Genomic DNA, 23,749 nt, shown 5'->3' with positions numbered 1-23,749 from the left:
CTTCCCCATTCCCCATCCCCGGCCGTGCCGGGGTGACGAGGTGACCCATGCCCAAAGTTCTCATCAGCGACAAAATGGACCCCAAGGCCGCCCAGATCTTCCGCGAGCGCGGGGTCGAGGTGGACGAAATCACCGGCAAGACACCCGACGAGCTGAAGGCGATCATCGGTCAGTATGACGGCCTGGCGATCCGCAGCTCGACCAAGGTCACCAAGGACATCCTGGAGCATGCGACCAATTTGAAGGTCGTCGGCCGCGCCGGGATCGGTGTCGATAACGTCGACATCCCCGCCGCCAGTGCCAAGGGCGTGGTGGTGATGAACACCCCGTTCGGCAACTCGATCACCACCGCCGAGCACGCCATCGCGCTGATGTTCGCGCTCGCCCGCCAGTTGCCCGAGGCCGATGCCTCGACGCAAGCGGGCAAGTGGGAGAAGAACCGCTTCATGGGCGTGGAACTCACGTCCAAGACGCTGGGCCTGATCGGCGCGGGCAATATCGGCTCGATCGTCGCCGACCGCGCACTGGGCCTGCGGATGAAGGTCGTCGCCTTCGATCCCTTCCTGACCCCTGAGCGGGCGCTGGAGATGGGCGTGGAGAAGGTGACGCTGGACGAGCTGCTCGCCCGCGCCGACTTCATCACGCTGCACACCCCGCTGACCGACCAGACCCGCAACATCCTGTCGGCGGAGAATCTCGCCAAGACCAAGAAGGGCGTGCGGATCATCAACTGTGCGCGTGGCGGCCTGGTCGACGAGGAAGCGCTCAAGGCCGGACTCGACTCGGGCCATATCGCCGGCGCGGCGCTCGACGTGTTCAAGGTCGAGCCCGCCAAGGAAAGCCCGCTCTTCGGTACGCCTAACTTCATCTCGACCCCGCATCTGGGCGCGTCGACCACCGAGGCACAGGTCAATGTCGCGATTCAGGTCGCCGAGCAGATGGCCGATTTCCTGGTGTCGGGCGGCGTCACCAACGCGCTCAACATGCCCAGCCTGTCGGCCGAGGAAGCCCCCAAGCTGAAGCCCTATATGGCGCTGGCCGAAAAGCTCGGTTCGTTGGTCGGGCAGCTCACCACGGGCGCGATCACCCGCATCTCGGTCCACACCGAGGGCGCGGCGGCCGATCTCAATGCCAAACCGATGGTCAGCGCGGTGCTGGCGGGCTTCCTGCGCAACCAGACCGACACGGTCAACATGGTCAACGCGCCGCTGCTCGCCCGCGACCGCGGTGTCGAGGTGCGCGAGGTGCGGACCGAGCGCGAGGGCGATTACCACACGCTGCTGCGCGTCTCGGTGAAGACGGCGGATGGCGAGCGTTCGGTCGCGGGCACGCTGTTCGGCGATCAGGCCCCGCGCCTGGTCGAACTGTTCGGCATCAAGGTCGAGGCCGATCTGGCCGGGCCGATGCTGTACGTCGTCAATGAGGATGCGCCGGGCTTTATCGGTCGCCTTGGCACCACGCTGGGCGAGGCGGGCGTCAATATCGGCACCTTCCACCTCGGCCGTCGCTCGGCGGGTGGCGAGGCGGTGCTGCTGCTCTCGGTCGACGAGGCGGTGGACGCGGACCTGCTCGCCAAGGTCAAGGCGCTTCCGGGCGTGAAGACCGCGATGGGCCTGGTGTTCTAAATCGTGAAAGCCCTCTCCCCGCTGGGGAGAGGGTTGGGCGAGCACAAGGGTGGGGCGGTCGGTAGCGTTCTGCCCCGCTTCTACTCTCATTCTGAAACCCGTTAGGTGGGACAGGCAAGTTGCCTGCCCGCCGACGAGGGGGATCAGAATTGCGGCATCGGTGATCTACTATGCCCAGATGAAACGCACCGAACTCATTGCCAGGGCGAAGTAAAAGGCATAACCGAAGCGATCCAGGGCGACGAGCGGTGCGCCTTTTCGTACCTTTTTCCTCGCCAGCAGCCACATGATGCTACCTGCCGCGATCGGAGTGATAATGAGGTTTGCAATACGCAGCCCGTTATTCTCGATAATCGGTGATGGGATGATCAGGAGGCTGATTCCGCCTGCTGCGGCTCCCCAGAGAATATAGCCAAACGTCTTGAATAGCGTGCTTTTTGGACTTGAGAATGGTGCGCCCAGCCCCTGGAGCCCGAGCTTGACCACGAATTCAAACAGCACCTGAAGTAATATCTCGCCGACAAACTGGAGCATTATTTCGAACAGGAATTCCATATTGTTCCGGCCCTGGTTCGTGAACGTGTCGATCAACGTGCTTGTTAAAACTACGGTCGTCCAGCGTGGATAGTGGTTTTCCAGGCTTTGACATTTGGCAGGTCACCGGGGAGGGCTTGGCTCGAATCCGATCATTTCTGGCTCGGTGGGCGATCGAGGTTGACGCCGTTACCTCGAACGATCAATCACACGGCCTCTTCGCCCATGGCCCATGAACAACTGAGCCCGTTCTACGTGATCCGCTTTTCGCCTTTCGAAACCGTCTGCCGCATGGACACTGCCCGATGACCGCGCTCCTTCCCGAAGGCTATCACGACCGTCTTCCGCCCTATGCCGATGCCGCCGCATCGGTCGAGGCGCGGGTGCTGGAGGCGGCGCGGCTGCATGGTTATGAGCGCGCCGATCCGCCGTCGATTGAGTTTGCCGAGGCGCTGGGTTCGCGGCTGAAGGCGGGGGGGCTGCATGACGCCGTGCGCTTCGTCGATCCGGTGTCGCAGCGCACGCTCGCAATCCGGCCCGACCTGACCGCGCAGGTGGCGCGGATCGCCGCCACGCGCATGGGGCATCACCCGCGCCCGGTGCGCCTGTCCTATGCGGGGACCGTCGTGCGCCTGCGCGGCTCCGAACTGGCGCCCGCGCGCGAGTGGCGGCAGATCGGGGCGGAACTGATCGGGCTCGACTCGACGGCGGCGGCGACCGAGGTGGTGCGCGTCGCGGTCGAGGCGCTGGCCGCGGCGGGGACGACGGGCATTTCGATCGACTTCACACTGCCCGATCTGGTCGACCTGCTCGCCGCCGGGCCGCTCCCGGTCGCGGCCGATCAGGTCGCGGCACTGCGCGACCGGCTGGATGCCAAGGATGCGGGTGGGGTCGCGTCGATCGCGGCGGATTACCTGCCGCTGGTCGAGGCGGCCGGGCCGTTCGCGACCGCCATAGAGCGTCTCCGCGCCTTCGACACCCAGGGCGTTCTCGCCAGCCGCCTCGACGCCCTTGAGGCGATCGCGGCCGCTCTGGGGGAGGGGGTGTCCCTGACCCTCGACCCAACCGAGCGGCATGGATTCGAATTCCAGAGCTGGCTGGGCTTCTCGCTGTTCGTTGCGGGGCCACCGCGCGAGGTCGGGCGCGGCGGCACCTACACCATCTTCCACGAGGACGGGACGGAGGAAAAGGCGACCGGCTTCTCGCTCTATGCCGACGCCATCGTCGCCACCGCGCCGCCGACCGAGCGCCGCCGCCTGTTCCTGCCCTTCGGCACCGCGCCTGCGGCCGGCGCTTCGCTGCGCGCGCAGGGCTGGGTCACGGTGCAGGCGCTGGAAGAGGGGGATACGCCCGAGGCGCAGCTTTGCACCCACATCCTCGACAATGGCGAGCCGCGCCTGATCGCCGGTTGACATACGGGGCCGCGTCCCGCTAGGCGCGCCCCGCACATCATTGGAAACCCCCATCCGCCGAGTCCTGTCGAAGGGCGCATGGGGTCCGTCCGGCAGGCGGAGATTTGCATCCATGGCGAATGTAGCAGTCATCGGCGCGCAATGGGGCGACGAGGGCAAGGGCAAGATCGTCGACTGGCTGGCCGAGCGCGCCGACATGGTTGTCCGCTTCCAGGGCGGGCATAATGCCGGTCACACGCTGGTCGTCGGCGAGAATGTCTACAAGCTGTCGCTCCTCCCCTCGGGCATCGTGCGCGGCACCCCCAGCGTCATCGGCAACGGTGTCGTCCTCGACCCCTGGGCGCTGAAGGCCGAGATCGAACGGCTGGGCGAGCAGGGCGTGAAGGCCACGCCCGATACGCTGCGCATTGCCGACAATTGCCCGCTGATCCTGCCGATCCACCGCGACCTTGACGGTCTGCGCGAGGATGCCAGCGGCGCGGGCAAGATCGGCACGACCCGGCGTGGCATCGGCCCGGCCTATGAGGACAAGGTCGGCCGCCGCGCGATCCGGGTGTGCGATCTGGCGCATCTCGACGATCTGGGGCCGCAGCTCGACCGGCTGTGCGCGCATCATGACGCGCTGCGCGCCGGGTTCGGCGAGCCGCCGATCGACCGCGAGCGGCTGCTCGCCGATCTGCGTGAGATCGCCGATTTCGTCCTGCCCTTCGCCAAGCCGGTCTGGCGCGACCTCAACGAGGCCCGCGCGGGCGGCAAGCGCATCCTGTTCGAGGGTGCGCAGGGCGTGCTGCTCGACATCGATCACGGCACCTATCCCTTCGTCACCTCGTCCAACACCATCGCGGGTGCGGCGGCGGGCGGCTCGGGCCTGGGGCCGTCGGGCGTCGGCTTCGTGCTGGGCATCGCCAAGGCCTATACCACCCGCGTCGGCTCCGGCCCGTTCCCGACCGAGCTGGAGGACGAGACCGGCCAGCGCCTGGGCGAGCGCGGGCATGAATTCGGCACCGTCACGGGGCGCAAGCGTCGCTGCGGCTGGTTCGACTCGGTGCTGGTGCGCCAGTCGGCGGCGGTCGGCGGCATCACCGGCATCGCGCTGACCAAGATCGACGTGCTCGACGGGTTCGACGAGGTGAAGATCTGCGTCGGCTATAAGCTGGGCGACCAGACGCTCGATTACTACCCGACCCATGCGGCGGATCAGGCCAAGGTCGTCCCCGTCTATGAGACGATGGAAGGCTGGCAGGAATCGACCGCGGGCGCGCGGAGCTGGGCCGATCTTCCGGCGCAGGCGATCAAGTATATCCGGCGGATCGAGGAACTGATCCGTTGCCCGGTGGCGCTGGTGTCGACCAGCCCGGAGCGCGAGGATACGATCCTGGTTCGCGATCCGTTTGCGGATTGATCGGGAGAGGCCCTGGCGCAAGTCGGGGCCTTTCCTCTTTGGGGGCGGGGTCGTCGACTCCGCTTCAATCTCTGTCCCAAAACAAAAGACCCGGCCGCTTTCGCGACCGGGTCTTTCCCGTAGTGACGCTTATCCAGAAAGGATCAGCGCGGACCTCCGCTACTGGTCGGCGGAGTCATGGTGCCGCCCGGCGGCGTGGTGGTGCCGCCGACCGTGCCGGTGCCGACCGAGCCGCTGGTCGTCGGGTCGCTGCCAAGCGTCCCGTCGCCGGTGGTGGTTGATGAGCCGGTGGCGTCCGGCAGCGTGGAGGGCGTGTTGACCGTGCTGTCGGGCGTGGTCGTCCGGCTACGGCTCTTGTTGCGTGTCGTCGAGCGGGGCGTGGCGCCCGGCGTCGTAGTCATGCTGTCGCCGGGCTGGCCCATGGTCTGGCCCGGCATCTGCCCCGGCATCGTCGTTTGGCCGGACATGGTTCCGGTGGTGCCGCCCGACACCTGCGCCATGGCAGCGGCGGGGATCAATAGGGCGGCCGCTGCGATCACATGCATGGTTCGCATCGAATCTCTCCTGCTCTTATTCTTGTCGTCATCAACGAGGCAGGGAGGGGCGCGTTCCTGTGATCAGCCGCACTGGCCGCGATGAAGCAACGCTTGATCGGCTAAAACCAGGGCGACCATCGCCTCGACCACCGGAACGCCGCGAATGCCCACACAGGGGTCGTGGCGACCCTTGGTGGCGATCTGGGTTTCCTCGCCGGTGCGGGTGATGGTGTCGACAGGAGTCAGGATCGAGCTGGTCGGCTTGAAGGCGACGCGCATCGTCACCGGCTGGCCCGTGGCGATCCCGCCCGCGATCCCGCCCGCATGGTTGGCGAGGAAGCGGGGGCCGCCATTGCCGCTGCGCATCGGATCGGCATTCTGCTCGCCGGTCAGCGCGGCGGCGGCGAACCCGTCGCCGATCTCGAACCCCTTGACCGCATTGATGCTCATGCAGGCCGAGGCGAGTTCGCTGTCCAGCTTGGCATAGAGCGGCGCCCCCCAACCGGCGGGAACCCCGGTCGCCTCGCACGCGACGACCGCACCGACCGAGGAACCGGATTTGCGCGCACCATCGACGATCGCCTCCCAGCGCGCTGCGGCGGCGGCATCGGGGCAGAAAAAGGGGTTGGCGTCGATCTGCGCATCGTCGAAGGCTTCGTAATCGATCCGGTCGCCGCCGATCGCCTCGACCCAGGCGCGGATGCGCACCTGTGGGATCACCGCGCGCGCGACCGCGCCCGCCGCGACCCGCGCCGCCGTCTCGCGCGCCGAGGAGCGCCCGCCGCCGCGATAATCGCGAAAGCCGTATTTCGCGTCATAGGCATAATCGGCATGGCCGGGGCGATAGGCCAGTGCGACGTTGCCATAATCCTTTGACCGCTGGTCGACATTCTCGATCATCAGGCTGATCGGGGTGCCGGTGGTCCTGCCCTCGAACACGCCCGACAGGATGCGCACCTGATCGGGCTCGCGCCGCTGCGTCGTGAAGCGGCTGGTGCCCGGGCGGCGCTTGTCGAGCCAGGGCTGGATATCCTCTTCCGATAGCGCGATCCCGGGGGGGCAGCCATCGACCACCGCGCCCAAGGCCGGGCCATGGCTTTCGCCCCAGGTGGTGAAGCGGAACAGTCGGCCGAAGCTATTGAAACTCACGCAGCGTCTCCAAGCCGGGCAAAGGCCGGTGCATGGGTGGCGGCCCCGCGGACACCGCAGGGGATCAGTCCGCCTTGCAGCGGCACCGCCAGGAAATAATCGCCCGCATAGGGGCTGTCGAAACCGTTCGCCACGTCGGCCGCAAAACCGAACCGGCCGTAAAAGGCGGGATCGCCCAGCGCGAAGCAGAGCACGACACCTTCCTGTTCCAGCCGTTCGAGCCCGGCGGCCACCAGTGCCTCGCCGACGCCCTGTTGCCGCCAGTCGCGCGCGACTGCGACCGGGGCGAGGGCGACCGCGTTGATCGGCTTGCCACCGATCTCGACCGCCATACGGCTGAACGCGATCGCGCCGATCAACTCGCCGGTGTCGTCATCGATCGCGACCAGCATGAGGACCATGTCGCCCTCCACGCAGAGGTCGCGGACCAGCGCGGCCTCGGCGGGCGCGGGGAAGCTGGCGACGAGCAGCGCGTCGAGTGCGGCGACGTCCTCGCCGCGCGCGGGGCGGATCGTGATGCTCATCGCGCTACACGACGGATTAGGCTGCTCCCAGCGACGGCAACTATCGCTCCCCCAATCACCCACAACCAAGGATGAACGGCGTTTCGTCCCATGGTCTGACTGAACGTGATCATGAACACGATGAACGGCAGGGCGATCAGTTTGCCCGTCCCGGCCCATTCCCTGATGCCGAATGCGCGAGCGGTGGCGAGAATAGCCACCAGGATTGCCGCAGTCCCGCCCGACCAGATCAGAGCATGTTCAAGCAAGCGCGATATCCGGCGCGTCCTCGGCCTTCATGCCGATGACGTTATAGCCTGCATCGACATGGTGAATCTCGCCGGTTACGCCCGACGACAGATCGGACAGCATGTAGAGGCCCGCGCCGCCCACATCCTCGATCGTCACGGTACGACGCAGCGGCGAGTTCAGCTCGTTCCACTTCAGGATATAGTTGAAGTCACCGATGCCGCGCGCCGCCAGCGTCTGGATCGGGCCCGCCGAGATCGCGTTGACGCGGATATTTTCGGGGCCGAGATCGACCGCGAGATACTTCACGCTGGTTTCCAGCGCCGCCTTGGCCACGCCCATGACGTTGTAATGCGGGATGACCTTTTCCGCGCCATAATAGGTCAGCGTCAGGATCGACCCGCCCTCGGGCATCATTTCCCGCGCGCGCTTTGCCACCGCGACCAGCGAATAGGCCGAGATGTTCATGGTCATCAGGAAATTGTCGAGCGTGGTGTCGTAATAGCGCCCGCGCAGCTGCGACTTGTCGGAAAAGCCGATCGCATGGACGACGAAATCGATCGTCGGCCATTCGCCCTTCAGATCCTCGAACAGCGTGTCGAGCGATTCCATCTCGGACACGTCGCAGTCGAAAAGACGCGCCACGCCGAGCTGTTCGGCCAGCGGGCGGACCCGCTTTTCCATCGCTGCACCCTGATACGAAAAGGCGAGCTCCGCGCCCGCCTCCGAAAGCTGCTTGGCGATGCCCCAGGCCAGCGATTTGTCATTGGCCAGGCCCATGATGAGCCCCCGCTTGCCTGCCATCAATCCGTTCACGCCGTTACCGCTCCTGCCGGTTCACTTCCATCAATCCCCCTCTCTAGCGCCGGTTCGGGGGGTTCCGCCAGTGCCGCGTTCAAATGCGCGCCGAAAACCAGGCCCAGGCCGATGAGATAGAAGAACAGCAGCATGACGACGACACCGGCCAGGCTGCCATAGGTCAGGTCGTATCCGCCCAGTTGCGACAGCGCCCAGGGCAGCAAGGCGGTCATGCTGACCCACCAGACCGCGGTGAACAGTGCACCCGGCCATTTGCGGCACTCGCTCTCGCGATATTTGGATGGCGTTACCGAATAGAAGAGCATGTAGAGCGCGCCGAACATCACCACGCCGGGGATGAAGCGCGACAGGCCGACCCAGCCCGCGACATCCTGGGCAAAGGGCACGAGGCGATAGATGAACTGCTCGGCGGCAGTCAGGATACCGGCGGCGAGGAACGACATCAGCGCCACCACGACCGATGCGATCATGACGAAGGTGGAGGACAGTCGCGATTTCCAGAAGGGCGCGGTCGCCTTGACGCCATAGGCGCGGTGGAAGATGTCGCGGATCGTCTCGATGAAGCCGCCGACCGTCCACAGCCCGACCAGTCCGCCCAGCCAGAGCAGCGATCCGGTCCGCGCCGCCAGCACGTCGGCGATCGGCTTGCGCAACAGGTTGCTGACATCGGGGGGCAGGACATGGAGGAAGCTCTCCACCGCATGCTGCGTCTCGTTGCTCTGCCCGAACAGCGACAGCAGCGCCGCCGTGGTGATGAAGAACGGAAACAACGTCATCAACGCCAGATAGGCGAGGTTCCCGGCATGGATGAACCCGTCGTTGAAGACGCCGATGCCGGCCCGCTTCAGGACTTCGAATGCGTAGGACCCCGGCCGGACCTTGGCGATCTGCCGGTCCAGCCGGTCACGGGCCGTTCCCCGATGATGTGCGCGGTCTTCGGGGGTCAGGCCAGTAAAGTCGTTCATGGAACGATCAGACGCCCAATGCGGCCCTCGGGTTCCTGTCGTCGGTCCATTCGCTGGCAAAGCGTTGCAAGGCGGCATCATCGGCCGGGATGTCGATGATCAGGGTGATCAACTGGTCGCCCCGTCCGCCGTCCTTCTTGTGGAAACCCTTGCCCTTCAGCCGCAGCGTCTTGCCCGAGGTGGTGCCTTGGGGCACGGTCAGCATGACCGGGCGCTCGACGGTCGGCGCCTTGACCTTGCCGCCCAGCACCGCCTCGTTCAGGGTGATCGGCAGGTCGAGGCGGACATCGTCGCCATCGCGGGTGAAGAAGCCATGGGGGCTGACCTCGATCGTCACGATCGCATCGCCCGCGCCACCGGGGCCGGGCTCGCCCTTGCCGCCCAGCCGCATCTGGGTGCCGTTGTCGACACCCGCGGGCAGTTTCAGATCGATCGTCTTGCCGTCGCCCAGCGTCACCCGTTGCGGGCTGAGGGTGGCCGCGTCGACGAAGGGGACTTTCAGCGCATAGGCGATGTTGCTGCCCTTGGGAGCGGAACGGCCCCGGCCGCCAAAGCCGCCGAATCCGCCCGAGAATCCGCCGCGCCCCGCGCCGCCGAACATCCCCTCGAAGATGTCCGACATGTCGGCACCCTCGCCGCCAAAGTCGAATTGCTGGCGAAAGCCGCCGCCGCCTGCGCCGGGACGTGGCCCCGCGCCGCCGCCGAAGCCGCCAAAGGGCGAGGTGGGATTGCCGTCGCCGTCGATCTCGCCCCGGTCGAACCGGGCGCGCTTGTCCTTGTCGTTCAGCAGGTCATAGGCATTGGTCACCTGGCTGAACTTTTCCGCCGCCTTGGGATTATCCTTGTTGCGATCGGGATGCAGCTCCTTCGCCAGCTTGCGATAGGCTTTCTTGATATCGGCTTCGCTGGCCGTGCGGCTTACGCCCAGCGTCTGATATGGATCGGCCACTCTTATCCCCGTTGCCAGTGTATTACCGGCCTATGTGGGGGAGCGCGTGCCGGAGCGCAATCCGTCCCCCGTGCGTTGCGGCATGACGAAGGAGACGGATCATGACCCAGCCGACACAGGCGACCGGAAACAACGGCAAGAAGGGCGCCCCCGATGGCGTGTCGGATGCCGCGGGAAAGAAGGGCGGCGAGAGCCAGGGCGGTGGCTACAAGGGCGTGCCGGAGCGCGAAGGCGACTTCCATGGCGGCCAGAGCGGCACGGCCTATCACGGCAAGGGCGGCCATCCCGACCCGGACAAGGACAATCCCAATGCGGTGACGGAGGCGGGGTAGGTCCAGGCCTCGAAGCCATGAAGGCCGGGAGCGCCGTGTTTTCCGACCGTGCGCCCTGTCCGCTCTACAAGTCGGCATGGAATGGTCGCAGCCGCTCGACACGCGATTCCCGCGATTCAAAGGACGCAACGAGCGCTTGGCGATCCCTCAGGCGGTGGCCGGGGCAGGAGTGGGGGACGGCTCGGTCATGTCCCCGACCGGCGCGACATCGACGCTGACGTCCATCTTCTGCGCACCGGAACCCAGCACCACGCCGTCGACCGGCGCAATCTCCGCATAGTCGCGGCCGACCGCGACGATGATATGGTCGCCCGCCATCCAGATGCCGTTGGTGGGGTCGACCCCGACCCAGCCGCGCTCCGGCCCCGCCCATATCAGCACCCAGGCATGGGTGGCATCCGCCCCGACCAGCCGTGCCTGCCCGGGCGGTGGCAGGGTACGGATATAGCCCGAGGCATAGGCGGCGGGGATGCCTGCGGCGCGCAAGCCCGTGATCATGATCTGCGCGAAATCCTGACACACGCCACGCCGCTGCCGAAAGGCCTCGGCCGGGGGCGTGTCGACCAGTGTGGCGGTGGGGTCGAAGGCGAATTCGCGCTGGATGCGATTGGCGAGCGCATAACCCGCCTCCAGCGCGCCGCGATCCGGTGACAGGTCGGGCGCGCACCATTCGGCGATCGCGGGATCGAGCGGGATCAGCGGCGAGGGGAAGATGTAATTGGCGGGCCCCGCCGCCGACAGGTCGCGGCTGGCCCGGGCGAGCGCCGCGACCTCGGCCAGCGTCGGATCGCCGGGCGCGGGCATCGGGACGGGTCGGTCGACCAGCATCCGCGCGCGGCTCTCGATGGTCAGGCTGCGCACCGGATGATCGACCACCAGCCGCGTGACATGCGCCAGTCCCGCCTCGGCCCGTGCGGCGCGGGTGCGTCCGACCGGCTCCACGATCAGTTCATAGCGTTCCAGCGTCTGGCCGGGCCAGTCGATGGGCTTCAGCCGCAGGTTGCAGCGCGCATATTTGACCTGCGCACCATAGTCGAACTGCGTGATGTGACGGATGTCGTAGATCATGCGAGGGTCAATCCACCGGCACGCAAAGGCTCGGCCCCCTGCAGGAAATAGCGGCGGGCGATGGCTTCGGAAAGCTGGCCCAGCCGCCGCTCGACATCGCCCAGCATGTCGGCATCGAGGTTGCGCGCATCCGCTGTCTCGACGGCGGCGCGGATGGCGATGGCCTGGGCCTGTTGCGGCTCGGCCATGTCGTCGTCCGACAGGACCGGCAGGCGCGACAGGCCATCGGCGATGCGCGCGGTCTGATAGGCGAGCGCGCGCGGATTGTTGGGATCGAGCGCGACCAGATCCACCACCGCGACGCGGGCCAGGCCGGTCGGATAACGCTGGCGATAGCTGATCTGGCTGTTGGCGAGGTCGAGCAGGGTCGACAGATCGTCCGCCGATGCGCCCGCCATGCCGAACAGCCGCGTCGCCCGCGCGACCGCGATGGCGCGCTCCACCCGGCGGCCCAGATCATGGAATCGCCAGGCGGTGGTATGTACCATATGCTCGGCCGACAGTCCGGCGATGGCGGCATAGCGGCGCTGGAGCGACCCGGCGCGGTCGAGCATCCCCGCATGGCTGGGGAAGGGGGCCTCCAGCAGGCGCACCATGTCGGCGGACAGGCGATCGCGCGAGCCCTCACTGATCCCGCGCGCCAGGCGGTTGATGCGGGCGACCGAGTGCCAGCCCTCATCCTCCATCGCGGTGCGGGCGAATTGGGTCAGCGTGGCACGGTGCAGGCTGTCGGGATGCGGTGCCGCGCCCGCGCCGGTGATCAGCCCGACCAGCCGCCCGACGGTCCGCGGGTCGAGCGCGGCGCCGCCATCGACGTCGATCGAATTGCCCAGCATGACGCGGATCGCGGCGAGCAGCGCCTCGCCCCGCTCCAGATAGCGACCCAGCCAGTAGAAATTGTCGGCCACGCGGCTGGGCAGTGTTCCCGGATTGCGGCGGACGTTGAGCGAGTCGGGCGCGGCGAGCAACGACACCGGCGGTACCGGCTCGGGCCCATGGATGCAGACGTCCGACGACCACAGCCCCTCGCCGATCATCGCGGCCGTCGCGTCGGGATGGTCGCCGATCCGGCCAAAGCCGCCGGGCAGGACGGTCCATCGCCCGTTGCCATCGCGCGCGGCGAAGACGCGCAGCGTGAAGGGGCGCGGCTCCAGCCGGTTGCCGATGACGACGGGCATCGTCGACAGGTGCACCATCTCCTGCCCGACATAATCCTGCGGACGCTTCGCCATGTCGGTGACCAGCGCGGCGCGTTCCTCGGGCGACAGGCTCCCGCCCGGCCGGGGGCCGTCGGGCAGGCCCAGCGGCCCCGGACCGAAGGCGGGGGCGATCAGCAGCCGATCGAGATGCTCGGCGACATGGGCGGCCTGTTCCCGGCCGCCGCACCACCAGGTCGCGATATTGGGAAGTTTCAGCGGCTCGCCCGACAGATGCCTGGCCAGAGCGGGCAGGAAGGCGGAAAAGGCCCGGCTTTCCAGCGCGCCCGCGCCCGGCGCATTGGCGATCACGACTTGTTCCTCGACATAGGCGTCGATCAGGCCGGGCACGCCGATCTGCGAATGGCTGTCGAAGGCCAGCGGGTCGAGCAGGCGCGGATCGAGCCGCCGCCAAAGCGCGTCGATCCGCTTCAGTCCGGCGACGGTGCGCACATAGACATGACCCTCGATAGCGGCGAGGTCCGCCCCCTCGACCAGCAACAGGCCGAGATAGCGGGCGAGATGCGCCTGTTCGGGATAGCTGGGGTTGAAGCGGCCGGGCGTCAGCAGGCCGATTCGCGGATCGGCGCGGCGACATTGCGCGGCGAGCCCGGCGCGAAAGGCCGCGAAAAACGGGGCATGGCGCTGTACGTTCAGCCGATTCTGGAGGCCGCCCAGCGTCCGGCTGACCGCCAGCCGGTTCTCCAGCGCGTAGCCCGCGCCCGCGGGATTGCGCAAATGATCGGCCAGCACCCGCCATTCGCCGTCCGGCCCGCGTGCCAGATCGAAGGCGACGAAGCTCAGGTGATGGCCGCCCGGCGGCGTCACCCCGACCATGGGGCGCAGGAAATAGGGGCTGCCGGTCGCCAGCGCGGCCGGGATATGGCCGTCCGCCACCAGGCGTCCCGGGCCGTAGAGATCGGCGAGGATCGTCTCCAGCAATTCGGCGCGCTGGATCACGCCCGCCGCGATTCCGGTCCATTCCCCCGATTCGATCAGCAGCGGGACGGGGGAGACGGGCCAGGGCCGCTCGTCGGTTTCGCCGATGATGCGGAAACCGGTGCCGATATCGGCGGCATGCCGCTGTACCCGGTCGCGCGCATGGGACAGGTTGCTGGCGACGGCGGCCAGTTCTTCCAGCATCGCATGCCAGGCCGGATCGCCGGAGCCCGCCATGACGTCCGAGGACGTCGCGGTGCAGCGATAGGCGGCGGTCCAGGCGGCGGCCTGTGCGGGGCTGTCCTCGGATGGGTCCATGGGGGGCGGAAAATCGCCGCATCGGCGCAAGGTTGCAACAGGCGATTGGCAAGGTTCGGCGATCAGGCAGGATTTGGTCGGCAACACCCCATCCCGCCAGGGCGACCGTTTGCTTCCGCGCGACCAGTTCGTCCGAGTCACGGATCGACCAGCGCGTCGCCGTATCGATGCCGTCCAGTTCCCGTCGACAATTTCGGCCGCAGGCTCAAGACCCTCAAAGGGCCCACGCCTTACGAAGCCATCTGCACGGCATGGCAAAGCAACCCGGCGCGATCTACATCAAATCCGCATCACCAAATGCCGGGATCGACACCCGGGCGAGGCGGAGCTGACCCTGCCAGTAAGCGCGTGCGGGCATTGGGAAAATCTCCGTTGCGTAACGGCGTCGATGACGGCCCCAGCGTTTCCGTTCCCGACATTGGTTTTCGCCCACCACAGGCGTATGGACGCGCGCATGGCTGACGATCCCTTTGCCCTGTTCGATGCGTGGTTTGTCGAGGCGCGGGCGAATGAAATAAACGATTCCAACGCGATGGCCCTGGCCACGGTCGATTCGACCGGCCAGCCCTCGGTCCGAATGGTGCTGCTCAAGGGCCATGACCCCCGCGGATTCGTGTTCTACACCAATCGGGAAAGCCGCAAGGCGCAGGATCTGGGCGAGGGGAGCAAGGCTGCGCTCCTGTTCCACTGGAAGACGCTGCGCCGGCAGATTCGGATCGAGGGGCCGGTATCCCGCGTCTCCGACGCCGAGTCGGACGCCTATTTCGCCAGCCGTGGCCGGGATTCGCAACTCGGCGCCTGGGCCTCGGACCAGTCCCGCCCGCTTGCCGATCGTGCGACCTTCGAGGCCCGGTTCGACGCGATGCGCGCCCGGTTCGAGGGGGGCGACGTACCGCGCCCGCCGCATTGGGGCGGATACCGCGTGACGCCGCAGCGGATCGAATTCTGGCTCGACCGCGAGCATCGCCTGCACGAGCGCCGGGTCTTCACCCGTATCGGTGAGAATGGCTGGGACGAAGGATTGCTGTTTCCGTGACCCAGGACGAACGCAAGAGGGTCATGCCGCTGGCGACCCGCGCGGCACTGGCCAGCGTCGCGATGGCGCTGTTCCTGCTGGCGCTGAAGGGCTTTGCCGCGTGGCGGACCGGCTCGGTCGCGATGCTCGGCTCGCTTGCCGACACCGCGCTCGACCTGCTCGCCAGCCTCGTGACGCTGTACGGCGTACGGCTGGCCGCCACGCCGGCCGACCATGACCACCGTTTCGGACATGGCAAGGCGGAGGCGCTGGCGGCGCTGTTCCAGGTGGCGCTGATCACCGCATCGGCGGCGGGTATCGCCTGGCGTGCGGTCATGGCGCTGGGTGCGGACAATCCGACTAGCGATGCCGAATTCGGCATCGGCGTGTCGGTGATCGCGATCCTGGCGACGATGGTCCTCCTCGCCTATCAGCGCAGCGTGATCCGCCGCACCGGTTCGGTCGCGATCCTGGCCGACAATGTCCATTACCAGTCGGACGTGCTGCTCAACGGATCGGTGATTGTCGCGATGGTGCTGGACCAATATTTCGGCTGGCATGGCGCGGACCCCGTCTTCGGCATCGCCATCGCGCTGTGGCTGGCCTGGGGCGCGTTCCAGGCGTCGTCGACCGCGATTGACCAGTTGATGGACAAGGAATGGTCCGACGACCAGCGTGCCGCCTTCCTCGACGTCGCGGCGCGCCAGCCGGGGCTGAAGGGCATTCACGATTTCCGCACCCGCCGCTCGGGCAGCCACGACTTCGCGCAGTTCCACATGGAGGTGGAGCGCGAGCTGACCGTCGCCGCCGCGCATGACATCGTCGAGGGCGTGGAGCGCGCGTTGCGCCGCGCCTTCCCCAAGGTCGAGGTGCTGATCCATCTCGATCCCGAAGGCCATGTCGATACCGACAATCCCCTGGTCGAGGCGGATGTGACGCCGCACTGGTTCGGCAAGCGCGTAGGTTATTGATGCGCATCCCCTTCACCCAGGTCGATGCCTTTGCCGACGCGGCGTTCGGCGGCAATCCGGCGGCGGTGATGATGCTGTCCCGCTGGCTGGACGACGCCACGCTGCTTGCCATCGCGCAGGAGAACAACCTGTCGGAAACCGCCTTCCTGGTGGCGGCGGACGGCGTGGAGGCGGATTTCGAGCTGCGCTGGTTCACGCCGGGCGACGAGGTGGAGATGTGCGGCCATGCCACGCTGGCGAGCGGGCATGTCGTGCTGTCGTCCGATACGGTGCGGGACCTGGTGCGGTTCGCGACGCGCCATGCCGGAGTGCTGGAGGTGGCGCGCGACGGGCTGGGCTATAGCCTGTCGCTGCCCGAGCGGACCCCATCGCCCGCGCTGCTGCCGGGTGTGGTCGAAGCGCTGGGCGTGGAGGGCGTGGTCGAGACGCTGCGGCATCCGGCAGGCTATGCCGTGGTCGTGCTGGATGATGCGGCGACAGTGCGGAACTGCACGCCGGACTTTGCGGCACTGGCCGGGGCGGGGCGCTATGTCGTGATCGTCACCGCGCGGGGCGGGGCCGGGGAGGCGGATGTCGTCAGCCGTGTGTTCGTGCCCGCCTTTGCGATCGACGAGGACCCGGTGACCGGCGCGGCGCACGCGGTGTTGACGCCCTACTGGACCGGGAAGCTGGGTCGCGACAGGTTCGTGGCGGAACAGGCGAGTTCGCGGGGCGGTCGGCTGAGCTGCCGGATGGACGGCGACCGCGTAATGCTCGGCGGCGGTTGCGTGACCGTGATCGAAGGGACGTTCCTGTTGCCGTGAGTAGCGGGGCGTGGCCTTCGACGTTGCTCAGCCTGAATGATTTTTAGAATTCTGCAGCACCCCGGCGACGGCCGGGGCCCAGGCTCCACAAGCCGATGGTGCGCTGACCGATGCGGGGGAGGCAGATGCCCCGCACCTTCGTTGGCGCTTGGCAACTGGACGCCGGCCTCCGCCGAGGTGACGCTGTAGAAATTTGAAGGACGGTCTCACTCCGCCGCCAGCAACGTCTCCGCCGCCTGCAGGTCCACCGATACCAACCGGCTGACGCCGCGTTCGATCATCGTCACGCCGAACAGCCGGTGCATCCGGCTCATCGTCACGGCATTATGGGTGACGATCAGGTAGCGGGTGTCCGTCTCGCGCGCCATCCGCTCCAGCAGGCCGCAGAAGCGGTCGATATTGGCGTCGTCCAGCGGCGCATCGACTTCGTCCAGTACGCAGATCGGCGCGGGGTTGGTCAGGAACAGTCCGAAGATCAGCGCCACCGCCGTCAGCGCCTGCTCGCCGCCCGATAGCAGCGTCAGCGACTGGAGCCTCTTGCCCGGCGGCTGCGCCATGATCTCCAGCCCGGCCTCCAGCGGGTCGTCCGAATCGACCAGCGCCAGATGCGCGGAGCCCCCGTCGAACAGCGTGGCGAACAATGTCTGGAAATGCCCGTTCACCGCCTCGAACGCGGCCAGCAGCCGCTGCCGCCCCTCGCGATTCAGCAGCCCGATCGATCCGCGCAGCCGGGCCACGGCCTGGACCAGATCCTCGCGCTCGGCGGCATTGGCGGCACCGCTCGCCTCCAGTTCGGCCAGTTCCTGTTCGGCGACGAGATTGACGGGGCCGATCCGCTCGCGATCGGCGGACAGCTTCTCATGCCCGGCGCCCTCGGCCTGCGGCGACCCGACGCTGGCGCCGTCGAAACCCAGCTTTTCGGGCAGCACGGGGGCGGGGCAGGCGAAGCGTTCGCCGGACACCCGGCCCAGCTCGATCCGACGCAATTCGTGATTCTCGACCCGGGCCAGCGCCCCGGCGCGGGCCTCCCGCGCGGTCGACAACATCGCATGGGCCTGGGCATGCGCGGTCTCGGCGGCGCGGAGCGCGCGTTCGGCCTCGGCCTCTTCCGCCTGGGTCCGCTCCGCTTCCAGCCTGGCCGCATCATGCGCGGCGGAAAGGGTTGCGATCTCCTGCGCAAGTTGCGCGGGGCGATCCGCGAGCGCGGCGGCATCGCGCTCCAGCGTCGCGGCGCGGGCGTCCATCTCGGCGATGCGACCCGCCGCCTGGCCCGCGCGCGCCTCCCACCCTTGCGCTTCCGTCTCGGCGGCGGTTCGTCGGTCGCGGGTCTGGCCCAGCGTCCGATCCAGCGTGGTGCGCTCGGCCCGCGCCAGGGCGACGGCGGAGCGTGCGAGTTGGGTTTCGGTCTGGAGCCGCGCGGTCTCGGCCGCGCTTGCCGAGCCGTCGGGCAGCGCGGCCAGCGCCTCGCCCGCGCGGTCGCATTCGGCGGCCGCATCGGCCATCTCCGCCGCGATCCGCTCGGCCCGGCTGGCCAGGTCGGTACGTTGCGCGGCCAGACGCTCGATCTGGCCTTGCGCGCGGTCCTCGGCCCGCTGGGCATCGCGGAGCGCCGCCTCGGCGGTCGCCAACAGGGTCCGTGCGCTGGCCGCCGCGCCCCGCGCCCGTGCGATCCGTTCGTCGACACCCGCGCGCGCGGCGGTCGCGGCCTCGACCGCCGCCTCAGCCGCCGGGCGCTCGGCCTGCATGGTGGCGAGGCGGTTGCGCCGCTCCATCCGCTCGGCTGCCGCCGCGCCGCCGCCTTCACCGATATAGCCGTCCCAGCGCCGCAGCCGTCCCTCGCGCGTGACCAGCCTCTGCCCGACGCACAGCGGCTGACCCGAATCCGCCTCGACCAGGAAAATCTGCGACAGCCGTCGGGCCAGCGCCGGGGGTGCCGCGATCCGCTCGCCCAGTGGCAGTGTGCCGACCGGCGCGGGGGGATCGTCGGTCGCGATGGGGGAGCCATGCCAGTCGGCCAGCGGCGTATCCAGCTCGTCGCCCAGCGCGGCGGCCAGGGCGCGCTCGAATCCCGGATCGGCCTGTACCTCGTCGAGTAGCCGGTCGCCCGTCTTGCGCTCGGTCGCGCGGGTCAGCGCGGCAACCTCCGCATCCAGCGCGGCGAGCATCGCGATCGCCTGCGCCCGCGCTGCTTCGGCGGGATCGCGCTCGGCAATGGCGGTGACCTCGCTTTCCTCCGCCCAGACCGAGGCGGCACGCGCCTTGTCGGCATCGATCCGCGCCGCCGCCTGCGCCGCGACGGCCGCGTCGCGCAGCGCCTCCTGCTCGGCCAGGTCGGGCAGCGCCTCAATCGCGGCGGCGATGCTCCGCGCCTCGCGTTCGGCGCGGTCATGGCGCGCATGGGCGGCGGCGAGCGCGGCCTGAGCGATGCGGCGTTCGGCGGCCTCGGCGGCCTGCGCGGACAGCGCCTGGGCCAGCGCCACCTCGGCATCGCGATTCTTGCTCTCCGCCTCGGCCAGCAGCGCGTCGAGCCGGGGCATGGCCTGAGCCGCATGGGCGATGCGCGCGTCCAGTTCCTCGCATTCCTCGGCCAGCCGCCGGATCGCGGCGGCGGCGTCATGGGCCAGCGCATCCTCTCGCGCGCGATCCTCGACCATCCGGCTGCGCGCCGCGGCCAGTTCCTCGATCCGCCGTTGCAGGCCGTGACGGCGGTCGCGCGCGCGGGACAGGGCATGGCCGGCCTCGCTCAAGCCATCGCGGGCGGCCAGCGCGGCGGCGCGGGCCCTGGTCGAGACGATGACCGCCTGTTCCTTCGCCTGGGCGGCGGCGCGCTCGGCGGCGGCGGTGTCGGCGACCTGGCGTTCTGCGGCGGCCGCCTCGGTCTTCGCGGTCGCGGCGGCATCGGCCGCATCGCGCCAGCGGGCGAAGATCATCCGCGCCTCGGCCAGGCGGATCTGCTCGGAAATCAGGCGATAGCGTTCCGCCGCGCGGGCCTGTCGCCGCAGGGTCGCGATGCGCGCGTCCTGATCCGCGATCGCCTCGTCCAGCCGGGTGAGGTTCGCCTCGGTCGCGCGCAGCTTTGCCTCCGCATCGCGGCGGCGGACATGCAGCCCGGCGATCCCGGCCGCCTCCTCCAGCATCGCGCGGCGTTCGGCGGGCTTGGCGGTGATCACCGCGCCGATCCGGTTCTGGCTGACAAGCGCGGGCGAGTGCGCGCCGGTCGCAGCATCGGCGAAGAGCAATGCCACATCCTTGGCCCGCACGTCGCGCCCGTCGATCCGATAGGCGGAGCCGGCCCCGCGTTCGATCCGGCGGACGATCTCGGTCTCCTCGCCCTCGCGTTCGGCCAGGATCGTGACCTCGGCAAAGTCGCGCGGCGGCCGGGTGGCCGTCCCCGCGAAGATGACGTCTTCCATGCCTGCGCCGCGCATCGACCGCGCGCTGTTCTCGCCCATCGTCCAGCGCAGCGCTTCGAGCAGGTTCGACTTGCCGCAGCCATTGGGCCCGACGACACCGGTCAGCCCCGGCTCGATGACCAGATCGGCCGGATCGACGAAGCTCTTGAAACCCGAAATGCGAAGCCGCTTGATCTGCACGGACCCGGTCGCCGCTCCCCCGATGTGTGGTTAATCGATAGCGGATGGGGGCGGGATGTCGAGGGGGCGCGTGTCGCGGCGGGAAAGGGGGCGAAGGGCGCGTCGGTGATGGCCATTTGCGCCCATGTCCAGAGGTCCGAACGGGCTGACAAGCCATGTCCCGATAAGCCGCGATTCACGAAGGCCGAGCTTCCCGTTCCTGCATTTGCATGCGCCGATTTTGGGAAAGCACATGCCCTACGTGCCTGCGCGCGCGATCGGCGGAGTCGTCTTACCTTCACGTCAGGTTGTGAGGCAGCGGTAAGGGCGGCCACATTATCGCACCTGCTGGCGCAGACCTTCGCCAAGCTCCCATGTAAAATTTGCCGATGGAGAGGGGTGTTTGTGATCTGCTAAAAGCTGGTAAAATCTTGACTTTTTCTGCCTTTATAAGGTGTATCAAGAGATAATATATTATAGTAATTTGATAAATTTACTCAATGTATAATGTTTTATATTTGACATTGTCGATTTTCATGTACCAGGCAGTGGAATAATATCATCTGTGACATGGGAGAGTCATTGGATGAGAAAATATAAGTGCATAATTTCGGTATGTGCATCAGCGCTGCTAATAGTTCCGCTGCGCGCCGCAATAATGCCTGCTGCTGGCTCGCAGGTTGACGAACCGGATTTCGCCGACGTCTGGTCGGGGCCAATTACACCAAAAGCGAAGCGGCCGAAGATTGGGCCATGGCGGATGCCGTCTTTTCCTGAAGTGCATCGCTATATCCGCAGTACGCCCGCCCGCGCAGCGGACGTTCAGCGCGAGCATGTCATTCGCAGCGCCTTTTCAAGGGCGGGTGCCTTTTCGAGGCCGGCCAAGCATGTTCGTATCAGTTGCCGGGTCAAGGCTTGCGAATATGTGATTCTGTATCCCGACACGTTGTCGGACGCGGAGCGTATGCGTGCCTCCCAAGCTGTCAACCGGATCGCATCTTCGCTCTGCCCCAAGCCATCATGCGAAAGCGGCATGGTGATGTCAGGGGGGCGGACCGCGGGTACCGGACTGGCCGAGCTTGGTTACTTCATTCAAACCGACAGCGGTTTCATTTAAAATGTAAAATAAAAAAGGGTCGATCTTAGCAAAGTATTGCATAATTGTTCATATTTTAAAAATGGACTATACTGATTGCTATGAGGGGTGATCGTAAAATATTTTATGTTTCAATGCGATCGTTATGCCCTCAAGGTGTGAAATATGCTGGCCATCAGCTTTTCGCTTGATGCAATCGTGGGATAGGTTGGTCATAAAATGATAACCAGACGCTCGATTACGACTTTAGGCATCGTCGTGCTCGGTGCGGTACTAGTCTTCTCGATCTACCGGGCTAGGGTAGGGACTTCCTCCTACAAGGACTCGATCTCAGGATCGACCGTGCAGGTGGTGTCGTCCAGCGCGGCATCCCCCCACGCCACGCCGTCCTCCTCCATCGCAGGGGGCGCGGCGCTCCCTGCTCAGGAGAGCCCTCGTGACCCAATGGCGGATAGCCGTGCTGCGGAACTGGCCCGGATTTCGGACGCGGCGTCGCCGTTCTTCGGCTATGATCCCAAGCTCAAATCGCTGCATGATCGCCTTCGCGCGGAAGGGCGTGATGAGGCCTGGGCGACCCGATCCGAAACGATGCTCGCGCGTGAATATGCCGACATGTCCGGGATCAAGGGCACAGGCCATGCTCCGCAGATACATTGCGGTACCACCTTGTGTGAGGTCAGCGGCAGTCTGGATTTCCCCGAACGCGGTATCGCCATGAAAAGCGTGCAGGCACCGGAGTTTTCTGAGCGGATGTGGTCGCGGGGCTACCATCCGATGAACCAGGGGTTCGGCCCCGGCAAGGATGGACGGCAAATGTTCATCGGCTATTATCGCCGCGAAGCGCCCATCAACATGCCGGAAGGCCAGTGACGGGCTCCATTCGGCTGATCCGTCTGTTTTAGGTCGCTCTAGGGACGTCTAATGACGCCTTTCGTAAAAGCAGTCGACTTGTTCTGCGAACTCGTCTCGGATGGCGCTGGATGTTTATCGTCTGCGCATGGTTATCCGAACCGCGTCAGGGCGAAGGGCTCGAGCGGAACCGGGGGCGCGGCATCCTCCATTATTGCTACCACCAAATCCCCCGTGATTGGGGCAAGCGTCAGGCCGAGATGATTGTGACCGAAGGCATAGGATAGCCCCTTCGTCTTCGGTACCCGCCCGATCGCGGGCAGATAGTCGGGCAGGGTCGGCCGCGCGCCCATCCAGGGTTGAGCATCCTTTCCGATCGGGAGGCCGAGCGCGGCGATGTGGCGGCGCAGGCGGTTCCACTTGGCGGGATCTGGCTTGGCCTGGGTACGGGCGAACTCAACGATGCTCGCCGCGCGCAGGCCGCCGGCGAAGCGGGTGACGATCATCGAGCGATCCTCGAACACCACCGGCGGCAGGTCGACGGGCCAATCCACGTCCGGTCCGGTCTGGAGGTGATAGCCGCGCTCGGCAATGATCGGCGCCTTCAGGCCAAAGGGGCGGAGTAGTGCGGCACTCGCCACGCCCGCCGTCACCACGACCTGATCGGCGGACAGGCGGCGATGGTCGGACAGGCGGACCTCGGCGTCACCGACCGCCTCGACGCGGTCGACGATCCGCGTGCCGCCATCGGCCAGGAACCGCGCCAGTGCTGTTTCGGCAAGCTGTGTCGGATCGGCGATCTGGCCGCTGCCCTCGAAACGGATGCCGCCCGCGATGGGGGAGGAGATGCGGCTGCGCCATTCGGTGAGCTCGGCCTCACTCAACGGACGGAAGCGCGCGGTGCCGGTGTCCGCCGCCTGCCAGTTGGCCAGTCCCCGCGCGGCGCTGTCGGGTGTTTCCCACAGCACGACATGCCCGTTCGGACGCAGCAATTCGGGTGCGCCCAGCGCGGCGACATGGCGTTCCCATGCGGGCATGGCATGGGCGAGCAGCCCCGCCAGCGCCTGATGCGCCCGCTCATAACGGGCGGGACGGGCGGCTTTCAGCAGGCGCAGCGAGAAGGGCAGCCAGGTCGCGATCTCGCGCGGCGGCAGCGCCAGCGCGCCGCCGCGACAGAATAGCCGCCTGGCAAAGCCGCGCACCATCGCGGGCGAGGCAATGGGTTCGGCCTGTTCGGTCGCGATATGCCCGGCATTGCCCCAGGAGGCGGCCCGCGGCGTCTCCTCCGCCTCGATCAGCGTGACCGACCACCCCGCCCGTTGCAACGCGAGTGCGGTGGTGGTTCCGATCACGCCGCCGCCGACGATCAGGGCAGTGCGGCTTTCTGCGGCGGCGGCGATATTTTCCGGCTTGGGCATAGGCCTTGTCATATCGTATACGGAATTCC

The 23,749-nt window shown here is 67.2% G+C and carries 20 protein-coding genes and 1 pseudogene; 10 read left to right on the top strand and 11 right to left on the bottom strand.

Going from position 1 to position 23,749, the window contains the following annotated elements:
- Nucleotides 1–47: 47 nt before the first annotated feature.
- Complete coding sequence (serA, locus tag ABDV78_RS05960) at nucleotides 48–1,625, top strand: phosphoglycerate dehydrogenase (RefSeq protein WP_343526391.1); 1,578 nt, start codon at nucleotides 48–50, stop codon at nucleotides 1,623–1,625.
- 168 nt (nucleotides 1,626–1,793) lie between these two features.
- On the opposite strand, the gene ABDV78_RS05955 is transcribed toward serA, so the two are convergent.
- The gene (locus ABDV78_RS05955) at nucleotides 1,794–2,180 is read right to left on the bottom strand and encodes a hypothetical protein (protein WP_343526390.1); all 387 of its coding nucleotides are present in this window, start codon (nucleotides 2,178–2,180) and stop codon (nucleotides 1,794–1,796) included.
- A 284-nt stretch (nucleotides 2,181–2,464) separates the two neighbouring features.
- Between ABDV78_RS05955 and ABDV78_RS05950 the strand changes: the two genes are divergently transcribed.
- Entirely contained in the window at nucleotides 2,465–3,571 is a 1,107-nt protein-coding gene (locus ABDV78_RS05950; protein WP_343526389.1) for an ATP phosphoribosyltransferase regulatory subunit, read from the top strand.
- Nucleotides 3,572–3,683: 112 nt separating this feature from the next.
- On the top strand, nucleotides 3,684–4,973 hold the full coding sequence (locus tag ABDV78_RS05945; RefSeq protein ID WP_343526388.1) for an adenylosuccinate synthase: 1,290 nt from the start codon (nucleotides 3,684–3,686) through the stop codon (nucleotides 4,971–4,973).
- Between the two features lie 143 nt (nucleotides 4,974–5,116).
- Here ABDV78_RS05945 and ABDV78_RS05940 read toward each other — a convergent pair whose 3' ends face one another.
- The 6 genes from ABDV78_RS05940 to ABDV78_RS05915 all read right to left on the bottom strand — a co-directional run bounded on the left by ABDV78_RS05940 (nucleotide 5,117) and on the right by ABDV78_RS05915 (nucleotide 10,143).
- Nucleotides 5,117–5,527, bottom strand: coding sequence for a hypothetical protein (locus tag ABDV78_RS05940; RefSeq protein WP_343526387.1), 411 nt, complete (start codon nucleotides 5,525–5,527; stop codon nucleotides 5,117–5,119).
- Between the two features lie 63 nt (nucleotides 5,528–5,590).
- Nucleotides 5,591–6,658 (bottom strand): chorismate synthase, encoded by a 1,068-nt coding sequence (aroC, locus tag ABDV78_RS05935; protein WP_343526386.1) that lies wholly within the window; start codon nucleotides 6,656–6,658, stop codon nucleotides 5,591–5,593.
- A complete protein-coding gene (locus ABDV78_RS05930) occupies nucleotides 6,655–7,182 on the bottom strand; it encodes an N-acetyltransferase (protein ID WP_343526385.1) in 528 nt (175 codons plus the stop codon). Before ABDV78_RS05930 ends, aroC begins: the two co-directional genes overlap by 4 nt.
- Before the next feature lie 240 nt (nucleotides 7,183–7,422).
- A complete protein-coding gene (gene fabI, locus ABDV78_RS05925) occupies nucleotides 7,423–8,214 on the bottom strand; it encodes an enoyl-ACP reductase FabI (protein WP_343526482.1) in 792 nt (263 codons plus the stop codon).
- 8 nt (nucleotides 8,215–8,222) lie between these two features.
- Complete coding sequence (locus ABDV78_RS05920) at nucleotides 8,223–9,194, bottom strand: YihY/virulence factor BrkB family protein (RefSeq protein ID WP_343526384.1); 972 nt, start codon at nucleotides 9,192–9,194, stop codon at nucleotides 8,223–8,225.
- 7 nt (nucleotides 9,195–9,201) lie between these two features.
- The gene (locus tag ABDV78_RS05915; RefSeq protein ID WP_343526383.1) at nucleotides 9,202–10,143 is read right to left on the bottom strand and encodes a DnaJ C-terminal domain-containing protein; all 942 of its coding nucleotides are present in this window, start codon (nucleotides 10,141–10,143) and stop codon (nucleotides 9,202–9,204) included.
- Between the two features lie 101 nt (nucleotides 10,144–10,244).
- Between ABDV78_RS05915 and ABDV78_RS05910 the strand changes: the two genes are divergently transcribed.
- Nucleotides 10,245–10,475: a hypothetical protein gene (locus ABDV78_RS05910; RefSeq protein WP_343526381.1), complete on the top strand. Its 231-nt coding sequence runs from the start codon at nucleotides 10,245–10,247 to the stop codon at nucleotides 10,473–10,475.
- A gap of 147 nt (nucleotides 10,476–10,622) precedes the next feature.
- Here ABDV78_RS05910 and ABDV78_RS05905 read toward each other — a convergent pair whose 3' ends face one another.
- Both ABDV78_RS05905 and ABDV78_RS05900 read right to left on the bottom strand, forming a co-directional pair.
- Nucleotides 10,623–11,543, bottom strand: a complete 921-nt coding sequence (locus tag ABDV78_RS05905; protein ID WP_343526380.1) for a transglutaminase family protein — start codon at nucleotides 11,541–11,543, stop codon at nucleotides 10,623–10,625.
- Entirely contained in the window at nucleotides 11,540–13,996 is a 2,457-nt protein-coding gene (locus ABDV78_RS05900) for a circularly permuted type 2 ATP-grasp protein (protein ID WP_343526378.1), read from the bottom strand. The genes ABDV78_RS05905 and ABDV78_RS05900 overlap by 4 nt, the downstream gene beginning before the upstream one ends.
- A gap of 189 nt (nucleotides 13,997–14,185) precedes the next feature.
- Here ABDV78_RS05900 and ABDV78_RS05895 point away from each other — a divergent pair.
- The 4 genes and pseudogenes from ABDV78_RS05895 to ABDV78_RS05880 all read left to right on the top strand — a co-directional run.
- Nucleotides 14,186–14,302: pseudogene (locus ABDV78_RS05895) on the top strand (IS481 family transposase); the annotation flags it as partial.
- Nucleotides 14,303–14,450: 148 nt separating this feature from the next.
- Nucleotides 14,451–15,032 carry a pyridoxamine 5'-phosphate oxidase gene (gene pdxH / locus ABDV78_RS05890; RefSeq protein ID WP_343526377.1) on the top strand — a complete coding sequence of 194 codons (582 nt, stop codon included), beginning with the start codon at nucleotides 14,451–14,453 and terminating at the stop codon, nucleotides 15,030–15,032.
- Nucleotides 15,029–15,982, top strand: coding sequence for a cation diffusion facilitator family transporter (locus ABDV78_RS05885; RefSeq protein ID WP_343526376.1), 954 nt, complete (start codon nucleotides 15,029–15,031; stop codon nucleotides 15,980–15,982). Before pdxH ends, ABDV78_RS05885 begins: the two co-directional genes overlap by 4 nt.
- Nucleotides 15,982–16,785, top strand: a complete 804-nt coding sequence (locus tag ABDV78_RS05880; RefSeq protein WP_343526375.1) for a PhzF family phenazine biosynthesis protein — start codon at nucleotides 15,982–15,984, stop codon at nucleotides 16,783–16,785. The genes ABDV78_RS05885 and ABDV78_RS05880 overlap by 1 nt, the downstream gene beginning before the upstream one ends.
- Before the next feature lie 206 nt (nucleotides 16,786–16,991).
- Here the strand turns inward: ABDV78_RS05880 and ABDV78_RS05875 are convergent, their stop codons facing one another.
- A complete protein-coding gene (locus ABDV78_RS05875; RefSeq protein WP_343526373.1) occupies nucleotides 16,992–20,378 on the bottom strand; it encodes an AAA family ATPase in 3,387 nt (1,128 codons plus the stop codon).
- Between the two features lie 565 nt (nucleotides 20,379–20,943).
- On the opposite strand from ABDV78_RS05875, the gene ABDV78_RS05870 reads away from it, so the two are divergent.
- Nucleotides 20,944–21,474: a hypothetical protein gene (locus ABDV78_RS05870; protein WP_343526372.1), complete on the top strand. Its 531-nt coding sequence runs from the start codon at nucleotides 20,944–20,946 to the stop codon at nucleotides 21,472–21,474.
- A 423-nt stretch (nucleotides 21,475–21,897) separates the two neighbouring features.
- Nucleotides 21,898–22,323, top strand: a complete 426-nt coding sequence (locus tag ABDV78_RS05865; protein WP_343526370.1) for a hypothetical protein — start codon at nucleotides 21,898–21,900, stop codon at nucleotides 22,321–22,323.
- Nucleotides 22,324–22,454: 131 nt separating this feature from the next.
- Here ABDV78_RS05865 and ABDV78_RS05860 read toward each other — a convergent pair whose 3' ends face one another.
- Nucleotides 22,455–23,720, bottom strand: a complete 1,266-nt coding sequence (locus ABDV78_RS05860; RefSeq protein ID WP_343526369.1) for an FAD-dependent oxidoreductase — start codon at nucleotides 23,718–23,720, stop codon at nucleotides 22,455–22,457.
- Nucleotides 23,721–23,749 lie beyond the last annotated feature (29 nt).

The organism is Sphingomonas sp. (genome assembly GCF_039594485.1).
GTDB lineage: Bacteria > Pseudomonadota > Alphaproteobacteria > Sphingomonadales > Sphingomonadaceae > Sphingomonas.
Note: the sequence above shows the minus strand (reverse complement) of the source record. Positions and strands in the feature narration are given on the sequence as shown.